This is a genomic window from Pseudoalteromonas sp. HL-AS1 (assembly GCF_031198785.1).
Classification (GTDB): Bacteria; Pseudomonadota; Gammaproteobacteria; order Enterobacterales; family Alteromonadaceae; genus Pseudoalteromonas; species Pseudoalteromonas distincta.
Genome location: NZ_CP133569.1, coordinates 1,587,713 through 1,602,086 on the forward strand (window position 1 = coordinate 1,587,713; position 14,374 = coordinate 1,602,086).

Annotated in this window: 6 protein-coding genes; 4 read left to right on the plus strand and 2 right to left on the minus strand. The window is 38.9% G+C overall.

What is annotated here, in order from left to right; genetic code table 11:
- Positions 1 to 111: 111 nt before the first annotated feature.
- Together RB214_RS07530 and topA are read left to right on the plus strand one after the other, a co-directional pair.
- The gene (locus tag RB214_RS07530; protein WP_121955494.1) at positions 112 to 3,549 is read left to right on the plus strand and encodes a hypothetical protein; all 3,438 of its coding nucleotides are present in this window, start codon (positions 112 to 114) and stop codon (positions 3,547 to 3,549) included.
- A gap of 260 nt (positions 3,550 to 3,809) precedes the next feature.
- Positions 3,810 to 6,518: a type I DNA topoisomerase gene (gene topA / locus RB214_RS07535; RefSeq protein WP_165724080.1), complete on the plus strand. Its 2,709-nt coding sequence runs from the start codon at positions 3,810 to 3,812 to the stop codon at positions 6,516 to 6,518.
- A 357-nt stretch (positions 6,519 to 6,875) separates the two neighbouring features.
- On the opposite strand, the gene RB214_RS07540 is transcribed toward topA, so the two are convergent.
- Both RB214_RS07540 and RB214_RS07545 read right to left on the minus strand, forming a co-directional pair.
- Positions 6,876 to 7,118, minus strand: a complete 243-nt coding sequence (locus tag RB214_RS07540) for a hypothetical protein (protein ID WP_002959734.1) — start codon at positions 7,116 to 7,118, stop codon at positions 6,876 to 6,878.
- 511 nt (positions 7,119 to 7,629) lie between these two features.
- Complete coding sequence (locus RB214_RS07545; protein ID WP_309168715.1) at positions 7,630 to 9,252, minus strand: alpha-glucosidase family protein; 1,623 nt, start codon at positions 9,250 to 9,252, stop codon at positions 7,630 to 7,632.
- Between the two features lie 661 nt (positions 9,253 to 9,913).
- On the opposite strand from RB214_RS07545, the gene RB214_RS07550 reads away from it, so the two are divergent.
- Both RB214_RS07550 and RB214_RS07555 read left to right on the plus strand, forming a co-directional pair.
- Positions 9,914 to 12,697 (plus strand): TonB-dependent receptor, encoded by a 2,784-nt coding sequence (locus RB214_RS07550; protein ID WP_309168716.1) that lies wholly within the window; start codon positions 9,914 to 9,916, stop codon positions 12,695 to 12,697.
- Between the two features lie 109 nt (positions 12,698 to 12,806).
- Positions 12,807 to 14,303, plus strand: a complete 1,497-nt coding sequence (locus tag RB214_RS07555) for a tryptophan halogenase family protein (protein ID WP_165724085.1) — start codon at positions 12,807 to 12,809, stop codon at positions 14,301 to 14,303.
- The last annotated feature ends 71 nt before the right edge of the window (positions 14,304 to 14,374 follow it).

Below are 14,374 nucleotides of genomic sequence, written 5' to 3' on the forward strand. Positions count from 1 at the left end.
AAAATATTTCACTCAAAAAAGTAATAAAAAACTGTGATTTTATACTAAGTTATAGGTTAATATTAAGTGAAAATTAATTTTGATTATAATAACAACGCTAGGGAGAGGTTCATGCCTTTAATGCGACTGCTCGGCATTTCATTGCTAAGTTTTTTACTCACAGCCTGTGGTGGCGGTGGGTCACTTGAAAAAGACGGCTCTATTAGTGATGGTGATTCCACGACGGAAACATCAACCTATACAATAAGTTTGAAAGGTTATTTGAAAGCGAGTGATACTGAGTCGAATAGTGTGACTGTTAATGCTCCTTTAGAATTAAGAGCTAGTTTAGTTAATGAAGATGGTGATGCAGTGTCTGGCGAGCGTATTACATTCACGTTAGCGGATTCTATTGGTTTACTTGACCCAGTCTCTGGCACGGTTTTAACTAACACTGAAGGTGTAGCATCGATCACTCTTACGGCAGGCGATACTGCGGGGGCGGGTATTATTACTGCTACCTATATTAACGGTGTAGACACCTACAGTGATTCGTTTGGATTTGCATCAGATGGTTCTGAGAATGATGACTCAAGTGTGAGTGGAAGTATTGAACTAGATATTTCAATTTTAGATATTACTGGTTCGCCATTTACAGCTGAAAATCCAGTCAGTAAAGATAATAAAGGGACGGTTACCGCTACCTTGTTAGATGAAGATGAACCTTTACAAGGCCAGCTAATTTCTTTTACAACTAACTACACAGGTAAAATCACACCTGTGTTAGGTACGGCATTAACAGACGGGAGTGGTAAAGCTTCCGTAACGCTCAGTAGCGGTGATTCAAAAGGTGCGGGCCAAGTCGTTGCCATCTATACGGATGAAAGCGGTAATAGCATTACTAAAGTTGCAGGCTTTATTTCAAATGGTGATGATGCACCTGTGGAAAGTGCTGAAGCAGAGCTTGATATCAAGTTATTACAAGGCTGTACAAGTGATTGGGATGCTAATCGCAACACAACATCCCTCGAAAGCACATATCTAGCATCTGGTTGTAATGTTGTAAATCAATTCTCTTCTGATGAACTTATTGACGTTATGATTAAAGTCACAGATACAAGTTCAGGTGATGGTATTGATGGCATTATAGCTGAGTTATCTACAGACCTTGGTGCCTTGTTACCAGAATCAGGTAAAGCACTAACAGATAACTTTGGTTTTGCAATTTTAAAATTACAGCCAGGAGCAAACAGTGGTGCGGGAGAAGTATCTGTTACTGCTAAATCAGTTACTGCTTCAAAAGCATTTGAAATCGCTACAGCAGAATTAAGTGTTGAAATTTCGAATGGTTTATATAATAAATTAGATGATGCTGGCAATGTGATTGATAACGAATTTGTGCCGCTAGCAGCTGGAGCTACAACGGTTATTTCAGTAAATATTTATGATGCAAATGGAGATTTGTTTGTGACTCCACTAGATGTTGAATTTACATCTGGTTGTGTTGAATCTGATCTTGCTGTTATGGATGATACTGCAACGAGTATTAGTGGTATTGCAACAGCGACATACCGAAGTAATGGCTGTAACACATCACAAGGCGATACGGTTACAGCGACAGTGCTTACTGGTGGTACACCAAAAGTTGTTACAGTTAATGTACCTGTATCGGCTGCCGCAGTAAGCTCGATTGAATTTGTTGAAGCATCAGAAAATGTAATTGCACTAAAAGGGACTGGTGGAGTTTCTCGTAAAGAAATCAGCCAACTTACATTCAAATTAACAGATGAAATAGGTAATACTGCTAAGCAAAAGCGCTTAGACTTTCGTTTAAGCTCGACTAATGGTGGCATATCACTTTCTGAAGTTACAGATGCAACCGGTTATTCGCATGCTAGTGTTTCAACAGACTCTGAAGGTTTAGCACGTATTCAAGTGAACTCTGGTTTTGTTCCTCAGGGTGTGCGTGTGCAAGCTTGCTACATCCCAGACGAACTTATTCCAGCTGACCAAAACGACAACGTTACATGCTGGAAAGAACTTTATGATGAGTGTCTTCTTGATGACGCAGAGCGTGATGTTAATGTTTCATGTCCAACCGGAGAACTCTCATTAGTTTCATTAGATGAGCAAGTAATAACAGTATCTGATTTAGTTTCGATTAGTTCGGGTTTACCTGATGGCAATAGTTTCACTGCTGCACCAACTAACTTCAATATTGAAGCGTTAAATTATACCGGTGATATTGAAGAAGTTAATGTTTATTTAGCTGATCATTTTAACAACCCTGTTCCTGATGGTACATCGGTATACTTAACAACTGAAGGGGGTGCTATTGGTACCATTGATGGTACAGAGTTTAATGCGCAGCTTGAGTGTAATACAGTCGACGGTCAATGCGTTGCTCAATGGCGTTCACAAAACCCAAAACCATTCACAGATGCAAAATGGGGCAATAAGATTAACAGCATTAACCCTAAAAGTGAAACTAATGAACTTAACTGTGATCTTTACTTTGGTTCTGCAGCACCTTGTATGGCCGGTATTTTAAATGCTGCTTTCAATGAAAATGGCGTCCCGCTTGGTGGTCGTGCAACAGTGCTTGTTACCGCTAAAGGTCAAGAATCGTTCATTGACATTAACGGAAATGGGCGTTTTGATACCAACGAATATTATAGTGGCTATGATCTAACAGAAGCATTTATCGATCACAATGAAAACGGTGTTTATGATGGCTTAGCTGGTATTTATGATCCTGTTACAGCGACAGTGATAAAAGCCGCTGATAACTGTCAAGAAGGCGATAGTGATGATCCATGTAGCCCAGAGAATACAAATGCTGGACATTTTGAAGAAAACTGGGATATTGACCTCAATGGTATGCACACGCTAGCTGATGGAAAATATAATGGTTTAGTATGTAAAGCGGAAGCAACAACACCAACTGATGGTGACACATTTGAAAGTCTGTGTACTAAAGAACTAGTTGATATTCGTGATTCTTTTGAAATTATTATGTCGGGTAGTACCGCATACAGTAGATTTGTGGTAACAAAAAGTGAACTACGTAATCGCTTTGCTGAAGCATTAGAAGAAACAGTTATAGATGACCCTACAGTATTTACTGATAACGCTATGCAGCTAGCGCAGGATATCGAAGAGTGTAATTATATCTATCGTCAAGCAGATACTCAGTCTGGCGCTATTATCTTGAGATTAGAAGCAACTGATAATACAGATTACTGTGATGTGGGTTCAATTAACATAACTACTGCAGATTCAGGGAATCAGCTATCAGCGTTAACTTTCGCTGTTTATTACTCTGATATATATAATAACCCAATGCCTGCAGGTACCAGCGTAGCTATATCTACTGATAATGGTGAATACAGCGGTACAGATGGTTTTGATATTCGCAATTCAAATGCAACGTTTGCATTTGGTGAAGCTCTATCAGTTAGCCGCGAAGCAGAAGGAAATGATAAAACTGAAGGCTTCTTAACCGTCGAATTTACGACAGGGAAAGGCAACATTTCAACAGCTCAAATTGCAATAAGTGATGATAGTTGATTGCTAATGAGTAGTTTAAAATAAAAAATGCCAACCTTTAGGTTGGCATTTTTGTTTCTGTTCTATATATTCCACATCAATTAATCTAAAAACACCTGTTTGTTTAATTTAACGACAAAAATTGTTCGTTTATTCAGTAAATACTGAAAAGTTTGTATTAAAAGCTTGTAACAACTAGTGTTTGTAGATATACCTATAAATATTCGCGCCGCTTATGTCGGCAAAACACATTTTTAATATTTGGTTAGAAATAGGCAACTATGGGCAAATCGCTAGTAATTGTAGAGTCACCTGCTAAGGCTAAAACAATTAATAAATATTTAGGTAATGACTTCATCGTAAAGTCCAGTATTGGGCATGTACGTGATTTACCTACTTCAGGTTCGAGCAAAGCTAAAGTGCCGGCAACTAAAACGCCAGCAGAAGTTCGCAAAATGGAGCCTGAAGAGAAAGCAGCGTATAAAAAGCAACGAGATTATACTAACCTGGTCGCGCGTATGGGTATTGATCCTGAGCAAGGTTGGGAGCCGCATTATGAAATCCTGCCAGGTAAAGAGAAAGTTGTTCAAGAATTACAAAAGCTGGCTGAAAATGCAGATCAAATATACCTCGCAACGGATTTGGATAGAGAAGGGGAAGCAATTGCTTGGCACCTTCAAGAAATCATTGGCGGTGAACCTGAAAAGTATAAGCGCGTAGTTTTTAACGAGATTACCAAAAACGCAATACAACAAGCCTTCGAAACACCAGGTGAGCTTAATACTGACATGGTTTACGCTCAGCAAACACGACGCTTTTTAGACCGTGTTGTAGGCTTTATGGTTTCTCCTTTGTTGTGGGCAAAAGTTGCACGTGGTCTATCTGCAGGACGAGTTCAGTCTGTTGCGGTACGCTTATTAGTTGAGCGTGAACGTGAAATTAAGGCATTTATCCCTGAAGAGTTTTGGGATATTCACGCTGATGTTAAGAATACTGAGTCTGAGTTACGCTTAGAAGTAACCAAACAAGCAGGAAAGGCATTTAAGCCTGTAAATGAAGCTCAGGCTAGCGCAGCTGTTAAAAGCCTTGAGAATGCAGAATACAAAGTAATTAGCGTTGAAGAAAAACCAAGTAAAAGTCGCCCAAGTGCGCCATTAATTACTTCAACCATGCAACAAGCGGCAAGTACACGCCTAGGTTATGGCGTTAAAAAGACTATGATGCTCGCTCAGCGTTTGTATGAAGGCGGTTATATTACTTATATGCGTACCGATTCTACCAATCTTTCAAAAGATGCGGTTGAAATGTGTCGTGAGTATGTAACGAACGAGTTTGGTGCTAAATATTTACCAAAAGATCCAATTAACTATAGCTCTAAAGGCAATGCACAAGAAGCGCATGAGGCAATTCGTCCTTCAAGCGTTACTGTGTTGTCTGGTCATATCGAAGGCGTAGATGCCGATGCTAAAAAGCTGTATGAGCTAATTTGGCGTCAGTTTGTAGCGTGTCAAATGGTACCTGCTGAATACGACTTAACAACACTGACTGTTGCAGCTAACGATTTCCAGCTCAAAGCAAAAGGCCGCGTGCTTCGCTTTGATGGTTGGACAAAAGTACAACCTGCGGTGCGTAAAAAGAACGAAGAAGATCAATCACTGCCAGCTGTTAAAGAAGGTGAAATACTTACTTTAATAGAACTTGATCCTAAGCAGCATTTTACTAAGCCGCCAGCTCGCTTTAGTGAAGCTAGTTTAGTAAAAGAGCTTGAAAAGCGTGGTATTGGTCGTCCATCTACTTATGCGTCGATTATATCAACAATTCAAGATCGTGGTTATGTACGTGTAGAAAATCGCCGTTTCTTTGCTGAAAAAATGGGTGAAATTGTTACTGACCGCTTAGTTGAAAACTTCACTGATTTAATGAACTTTGATTTTACAGCTAAAATGGAAGGTCGTTTAGATGACATTGCTGAAGGCAAGCGTGTATGGACTCAAGTTTTAGATAAGTTTTATGCTGATTTTTCAACGCAACTAACTGTCGCTAAAGACGAGCCAGAGAATGGCGGCATGCGTCTTAATGAGATGGTTGAAACCGATATAGAATGCCCTACATGTAGCCGCAAAATGGGTATACGTACGGCTTCAACCGGTGTTTTCTTAGGGTGTACTGGTTACAGCCTTCCGCCAAAAGAGCGTTGTACAACAACAATGAACTTAGTGTCGGGCGATGAAGCGGTTGCTGCTGATGTCGAAGACGTAGAAACCGAAAAATTAATGCAGATGAAGCGTTGTCCTATTTGTGAAACTGCAATGGACTCATACCTAATTGACGAAACCCGTAAACTACATGTGTGTGGTAATAACCCAGCATGTAAAGGGCATATAGTTGAAGAAGGTACCTTTAAAATTAAAGGCTACGACGGACCAATTATCGAATGTGATAAGTGCGGTTCTGACATGGAGCTTAAATCGGGTCGCTTTGGTAAGTACTTTGGTTGTAATAACGACGAGTGTAAGAACACACGTAAGTTACTTAAAAATGGCGAGGCTGCTCCACCAAAAGAAGATCCTGTTCACATTACTGAATTAGAGTGTGAAAAGTCAGATGCGTATTTTGTTTTACGTGATGGCGCTGCGGGTATATTTTTAGCCGCAAATACTTTTCCTAAGTCACGTGAAACACGTGCACCTAAGGTTGAAGAACTAAAACGTTTTAGAGACCGCATTTCGCCTAAGTTTTATTATTTAGCAGATGCACCAGCTAAAGATCCTGATGGTAATCTTGCTGTTGTACGCTATAGCCGTAAAAATAAATCTCAGTATGTTATGACTGAAGTTGACGGTAAAGCTACCGGCTGGACTGCTCATTATGAGGCAGGTAAATGGACAGAAGAAGCGAAGAAAAAAGCAGCGCCTAAAAAGAAAGCAGCTGCAAAAAAGGCACCAGCTAAAGCTAAGCCTAAAGCGAAAGCTAAAAAAGAAGATGAATAAGCTCGTTATTGCTTATTCATAGCTTTTGTAGATTTAAAAAGTCAAAAAAAAACCGGAATGCACAGCTTGTGTCTATTCCGGTTTTTTTGTGCCTAGTTGAATGCTTTCGCAACGGCTTTATTAGCAGTACATTCACCTAAGCGTGTTACCAATTTGATTAAAAACATGGTCATTTTAGCGTATTAAATAACTCAGTTACTGCGTTAAAAACTATTCATATATGACTGCATAGATGCAGAGAGTAGGCATTGCAGGGAGCAGCTGCCGAGAACAAATATATGTCATGCTTTTTCGCTTAGCTATTGAGCTTTATTCTTAGCGCTATAATTGATCACTAATTAAATGTAATTGGTATAATTAAATCTTAACAGAAGATACTTTTTTATAGCCTTCAGATTCAAGCTCATCATTTACGCATTTTAATACGTAGGCATTTAGCTCTTCATTGCTTACGTCATCATCTTTAGCCCAGTTAACACACATTTCTGTGTATTCTTTTATCATTTCGGCTGAAGCTGTTGGCGCATCGTCTGCAACCGCGTAAGTCGCAGATACTGCAAATAGTGGTGCTACGATTAATGCTAGCAATGCTTTTTTCATTCGTTTATTCCTAAAAAAATGGTGTGATGACTGATTTATCCAGTTTAAAGTTAGGTATAAATCAGTAGTGCCCAATTCAGAACAACTCTGTTGGTATACTGATTTTTAATCGAAATTGAAATAAAAGATAACGAAATTTTTTTATCGTGAGGATGAGTAATTTACTTGTCAGTTTTTTAATTTTAGTAAGTACAGCATTATCGGCTGGAGTAATATATTTAGTAGCTACGAAAACCTGATTCTACGCTTTATATTAATAACCTTTAGATTGTTTTAGGGAAAATTGATTTCTTAGGTTCAAAAATGAAATGGATAAGCGTCATTGTTTATTTCTACTATGAGGATATTTTAAGTTTGTAATATCAGCCGTATTATTTGCTTTAACTGAATGTCTAAATGGTGAAACTAAAAGTCACTAGAATGCGTTAAATATAAAAAAACCCAAGTGAATAGCTTGGGCTTTTTCGTGTGTAACGCACTTAGGTAAATATTAAACGCAACTTTTGAGTCATTAACACTGAGCGTAAAAACATGCGTAAGGCTCAAGCGTTGTGGTGCCTTGGTCTAACTTTGCGCTGTGGTGGCTAAGCTCGGTGTATTCTTTAACGATTGATGTTGGCATATCAATACTTGTTTGCTTAGCGCTGAGATTGAACATACAAAGCATTCTTTGCTTTCCAAGCGTTCTATAAAAAGCAAGCACAGGCTCTGGCGTTTCAATAAATTCAATATCACCCTCAAGTAAAACTGTTTGACCTTTTCGCCATGCCATAAACTCACGGTAGGCATTTAAAATTGAGTTGTTATCATCTGTTTGTATAGCTACTGATTGCTGCTTATGTGCATTATCAACGGGTAGCCAAGGTTTTACTTCACTAAAACCTGCATGAGATGAAACAGCTAGATCCCAAGGCATTGGTGTTCTACAGCCATCACGCCCTTTAAAATTAGGCCAAAATGTAATGCCGTATGGGTCTTGTAAATCTTCAAATGCCACACTTGCTTCACCTAGACCTAGCTCTTCACCTTGATACATACACACGCTGCCACGAAGAGAAGCTAATAGGGCGGTTAGCATTTTACATTGTTGAGGGTTTACTTCGCCATTTTCGCTCCAGCGGCTCGCTACGCGCTCTACATCATGATTACTAAATGCCCAGCATGGCCAGCCTTCAGTCATACGTTGTTCTAGAGTTTCAACCGTAGTTCTAATATATTCACTTGAGTAATCATTTGTTAATAGCTCAAAGCTATAACCCATGTGCAGTTTGTCGCCACCTTGGGTGTACTGCGCCATTGTAGCTAATGAATCTTCTGATGAGATTTCGCCAAGCGATACAGTACCTGGGTATTTATTAAGTAATGTGCGAATATCTTGCATAAACTCAATATTTTCAGGCTGAGTATTATTGTAGTAATGGTACTGAAATGCATACGGATTATCTTCACTAAAACCACGCCCCTGGCGCTTATCTTTTGGTTTAGCCGGATTATCACGTAATTGCGCGTCGTGATAGCAAAAATTAATTGCATCAAGCCTAAAACCGTCAACGCCTTTTTTAAGCCAAAACTCAACATTATCAAGCACAGCTTTTCGAACATCTGGGTTATGAAAGTTAAGATCCGGTTGTTCGGTTAAAAAATTATGTAGGTAGTATTGCCCGCGACGAGGCTCCCACTGCCAAGCACCACCACCAAAAATAGATAGCCAGTTGTTTGGGGCTGTCCCATCATCTTTTGCGTCAGCCCAAACATACCAGTCGGCTTTACTGTTATTTTGATTTTCACGGCTATCAGTAAACCATTGGTGTTGATCTGATGTATGGCTTAACACCTGATCAATAATTATTTTAATATTACGAGTGTGGGCTTCGCTTATTAGCTCATCAAAATCATTTAGGTCACCAAAAAGCGGGTCAATGTCACGATAGTCGCTAATATCATAGCCAAAGTCTTTCATTGGCGATTTGAAAAAAGGTGAAATCCAAATAGCATCAACGCCTAAGCTTTTAATGTAATCAATACGATTAATAATCCCTCTTAAATCACCAATGCCATCGTTGTTGCTATCTTGAAAGCTACGCGGATAAACTTGATAAATAACCGCACCTTTATACCACTGCTTTTGGGTCATGCTTTTCTCCTTCATTCCACACAGTATTTAGACTATTTTTATTTGTGATTACGATTAATCACGTTATTTGCAAAAAGCATACGTGAAGCCTTGTGCACTGTAAAAAGTCTGCATACGTATGCACTAAAATTAACGCAATTAAATTATTAAAAATAAGTACTTATAGCTAGTTTAAAGGTGTTTTATTTATGTGTTGGGTTTTTACCAATTATGGTGCTCACTTACTTTCTGACTTTTATTAAACATAACGGTTTGTCATACAAGAGAAAATATATTTTATGTTTGAATTTAATGGTCTGACCAATTAAACATTTGAATTGCGTCTAATATTTCTTATTTTGAATAGCGATACTAATTAGTTTCACTTTGTTTACATTGCGTCCTGTTAAGTTTAGTTTTTGATACAGTAGATTTTACATGTAATGTTGATTGCATCATTTTAAATAATTTTATTTATAACAAAATCAATTGTTTAATGTTTGTTTGGCAAGGTTTCTATTAATCTGAAGTCATGCTATAACTGTTGAATACGTATGCATAAAGTTGTTAATAAAATAAAACTGGCGTTAATATCCATCCTGACAACAAAATTAGCTCGCCTGTTTGACTATCACTCAAATAAAGAAGCGAGTATCACAATATGGGTAACGGGAAAAACATCATGTCTATGTTCAAACCAAGTATATTAACGTTGGCAATGGCTACTGCAGGATTAGCAAGCTTTGCCTCTGTAGCAGCACAAGAAGATACAGTTAAAAATGATGACGTTGAGGTTATCGAAGTAAAAGGCTTTCGTGGCAGTGTTGTAGAATCAATCAACACAAAGCGTTTTTCTACTCAAGTCGTTGAGTCAATTTCAGCAGAAGATATAGGTAAGCTACCTGATTCATCTATTGCTGAGTCTATTGCACGTTTACCTGGCTTAACAGCGCAACGCTTAGATGGTCGCGCAAGTAGAGTATCAATTCGTGGTTTTGGTGAAAACGAAAGTGGTACTACATTTAATGGTCGTGAACAAGTCTCTATTGGTGATAACCGCGGCGTAGAGTTTGACCTTTACCCCTCAGAAATTATGAGCGGTGTAACTGTATATAAAACGCCAAATGCAAGTATTGATGCTGAAGGCATTGCAGGTGTAATTAACATGCAAACAGTTCGTCCTTTAAGTAAAGGCGAACGTGTTGTACAAGTAAATGGACAGTATGAGCAAACTAGCTTTGATAAATTAAACCCAGACGGTAACGACGACGGTTACCGAGGTACAGTTTCATACATTGACCAGTTTGCAGACGATACCATTGGTGTTGCATTTGCTTTAAATACGATGAGTTCACCAAATCAAGAAAAGCGTTGGAACTCGTGGGGTTATCCAGAATTCAATGAAAATGGTAACGATTATTCAATTTTAGGTGGTGCTAAACCTTACGTGCGCTCATCAACGCTTGAGCGTGACTCGGCAATGCTTGTTTTAGAAGCTGCACCTACAGACAATCTAAGTATGACGTTTGATGCGCTATACGTAGATTTTACAGATGAAAAAATCTTACGCGGTATTGAAGTTCCATTCGCGTGGGGACAAGGTAGTATCGACTCAAACAGTGTAGTAGTTGATGAAGCGTCAGGCTTTATAACAAGCGCAGTAACCCAAGGACAGCGTGTTGTAGTTCGTAATGACTATGAAGAACGCGAAGCAGAACTTACAGCTTTTGGTTTTAATACTAAATACGATATTGACGATTCGTGGTCAGTAGAGTTTGATGCAAGTTATTCACAAGTAGAACGTAAAATCTGGAGTGTTGAAAGCTATTCAGGCACTGGCCGTGGCGATGCTCGCGGTATTGCAGATAACTTGGGTTACACATTTAATGGTGGTAACACTGGGGCTACTTTTTCACATGATTTAGATTATAGCGATTATGGTTTAATTCAGTTAGGTGGCCCGCTTTCGTGGGGTGAAAGCTCTGCACTTAACGATAAATACGGTTTAACTGGTACTGAATATGAAAACCAAGCGCAAGACGGTTTTATAAATGCACCTACTATTGAAGATGAATTATCAACATTAAAAATAGCCGCTTCAAAGGTATTAGAAAACGAGTACATAAGCTCTATTGAATTTGGTATGTCTTACAAAGAACGTGAGAAAACAAAAGATTCAGAAGGTTACTTCATGACGTTATCTAGCTTTTCGCTTGATAACCCAGGCATGCTTAGCGTGCCAGAACAGCACCGTAACGGAAGTGTTGATTTAGGCTTTATTGGCATGGGCGACATGATTGCTTATGACGTAAATGGCTTAGTTAACGATGGTTATTATGACTTACTTGCAGAGAGCTTAACAAATACAAGTCATGCGACTAAATCGTGGACTGTAAAAGAAGAAATCACTTCTGCATTTGTTCAAGCAAATATAAATGCAGAAGTTAGCGGCTTAGCACTTACAGGTAATGTGGGTGTACGTTATGTTCATACCGACCAATCATCTCAAGGTAATGCATTTAGCACTGTAGATGGTATTGTAGTGGCTTCACCTACTAATATTAGCCACGATTATTCACACGTATTACCAAGCTTAAACTTATCACTTGCGATTGATGAGCAACAAACAGTGCGTTTTGGTGCAGCTAAAACAATTTCTCGTGCACGTTTAGACGAAATGAATTCATCTATTGATGCGTCATACAACACAATACCTGATGAAAATGGTAACTACTGGTCTGTATCGGGTGGTAACCCTAATTTAGAGCCAAAAGAGGCCACTGGTTACGATTTAACATACGAAAACTACTTTAGTGATGAAGGTTACTTCTCTGCTGCATTCTTTTATAAAGATTTAACCCAGTGGATTTTTGACGGCACATACGGAATTGATATGTCGGGCGTTGCTGACCCATCAACAGGTGAAATTCCTGCTACATCTGAGGGTACGGGGAGTGGTAAAATCAATGGCGGTGGGGGTGACCTATACGGTTACGAGCTATCACTGGCGCTTCCATTTAAAATATTCCACCCATCACTTGAAGGCTTTGGTTTAATTGCAAGCCATACCGGTATTGAATCAGACATTGAAGATCAAAACGGTAATGAGTACGAGCTACCGGGTCTGTCTGACAAAATTCAAAGCTTAACGGTTTACTACGAAATGAATGGTATTCAGCTGCGCACCAGCATGCGTAAACGTAGTGCCTTTAAAGGTGATGTATACGGGCTAGGCTTTGATACTGAACAAGTAGATATCCTAGGCGAAACAATTTGGGATATTCAAGCAGGCTACGACTTTAGTGAGGGCGGTGTTGAAAGCCTTGAAGGGTTATCAATTCAGTTCCAAGTTCAAAACTTAACAGAAGAGCCGTTTACATCGCTTTCTGGCGATAACGCGCTACAAGTTCGTGACTACCAAGATTACGGTCGTACTTACTTGTTAGGCTTTAGCTACAAGCTATAATAAAGGTTGTGTGTAGGAGCCCTTGTAATTTGTTTTACAAGGGCTTTTTTATAGCTACTTTACCTAACTTTTTAATCATACTTTGATTTAATAAAACGTGGATAATAAGATGAAATCAATAAAACACGTCGTGATCGCAGGCGGTGGTACCGCAGGTTGGATAACTGCAGCACTGCTTAATAAAGTGTTAGGTAAAGTAATTAATATCACATTGATAGAGTCATCATCTATTGGCACCGTGGGAGTTGGAGAAGCAACCATACCACCTATTATCCAACTTAATAACGCATTAGGCATTAACGAAAAAGAGTTTATAAACGAAACTAACGCAACAATTAAACTCGGTATTGAATTCGAAAACTGGAAAAAACCAACGCACAGTTATATGCATGCGTTTGGCCCGATTGGAAAAGACTTCCCGTTTTGCGACTTTTATAACTTTTGGTTAAAAGGTCGAATCACGGGTTGCGAAGACGATTTATGGGATTTTTCGTTAAATTACCAAGCCGCTAAACAGCATAAATTTGCTCCCTTAAACACAATACCCAATACCCAATTACCTGGGCTAAGTTACGCTTATCATTTTGACGCCACACTTTACGCTGAATATTTAAAAAAGCTGGCAATATCGCGCGGTGTAAAACACATTGATGCCAAAATTAGTGAAGTTACACAATGTTTAGCAACGGGTAATGTAGAAACACTCATACTCGATGATAATAAGCAAATCAACGGTGATTTATTTATAGATTGCACAGGGTTGCGTGCGTTGCTTATTGAGAAAACACTCAATACCGGATTTGTAGATTGGTCTCATTATTTACCATGCGATAGTGCCATCGCAGTACAAACAAAATCAAACGATGAATTAAAACCTTATACGCAATCAATTGCGCACAGTGCCGGTTGGCAGTGGCAAATTCCGTTACAAAGCCGAATAGGCAATGGCTTGGTTTATTGTAGTCGTTACTTATCGGATGAAGACGCAAAGGCGTTGTTGCTTAATAACTTACCGGCAGATCCAATAACAGAACCTAGATTTATTAAATTCAAAACAGGTAGACGTGTAAAACAATGGCATAAAAATGTAGTCGCGGTTGGTTTATCAAGTGGCTTTTTAGAGCCATTGGAATCTACAAGCATTCACCTAATTCAAAGCGCAGTTACACGGCTGATCAAATTATTTCCACACCATGGTATCAGCGATGCGTTAGCAAGCGAGTTTAATAAACAAAGCGTGACTGAAATAGAGCATATTCGTGATTTTATTATTCTGCATTACAAACTTACTGTGCGCGAAGACTCCGCATTTTGGCGTCAATGCATGCAAATGGATATACCGGATTCACTGATCCATAAACTTAATCTATTTAAACAAACAGGTAAGGTTATGCGCGAAGACGATGAGTTATTTGCCGAAATAGCATGGCAGCAAGTGATGATTGGACAAGGCTTAATATCTGATGACTATTGCACTATTGCTAATTCGTTTACGGACGAGCAGTTAAGTGATTTGTTTATTAGTTTAAAAACATTAGTAAATTCGACAGTTGAAAAACTTCCTACCCACAAAGAATTTTTAGCCAGTATTAAAAGGGCGTCATAATGCGATTTATACAGCAAATACTCTTACTCTGTTTATATACTATACCAAGCATGTCTTATGCTCTTAGCGTT

Bases quoted from the DNA above. Each gene is read 5' to 3' on its own strand.
- RB214_RS07530 (WP_121955494.1), top strand. From the start codon at position 112: ATGCCTTTAATGCGACTGCTCGGCATTTCATTGCTAAGTTTTTTACTC.
- topA (WP_165724080.1), top strand. From the start codon at position 3,810: ATGGGCAAATCGCTAGTAATTGTAGAGTCACCTGCTAAGGCTAAAACA.
- RB214_RS07540 (WP_002959734.1), bottom strand. From the start codon at position 7,118: ATGAAAAAAGCATTGCTAGCATTAATCGTAGCACCACTATTTGCAGTA.
- RB214_RS07545 (WP_309168715.1), bottom strand. From the start codon at position 9,252: ATGACCCAAAAGCAGTGGTATAAAGGTGCGGTTATTTATCAAGTTTAT.
- RB214_RS07550 (WP_309168716.1), top strand. From the start codon at position 9,914: ATGTCTATGTTCAAACCAAGTATATTAACGTTGGCAATGGCTACTGCA.
- RB214_RS07555 (WP_165724085.1), top strand. From the start codon at position 12,807: ATGAAATCAATAAAACACGTCGTGATCGCAGGCGGTGGTACCGCAGGT.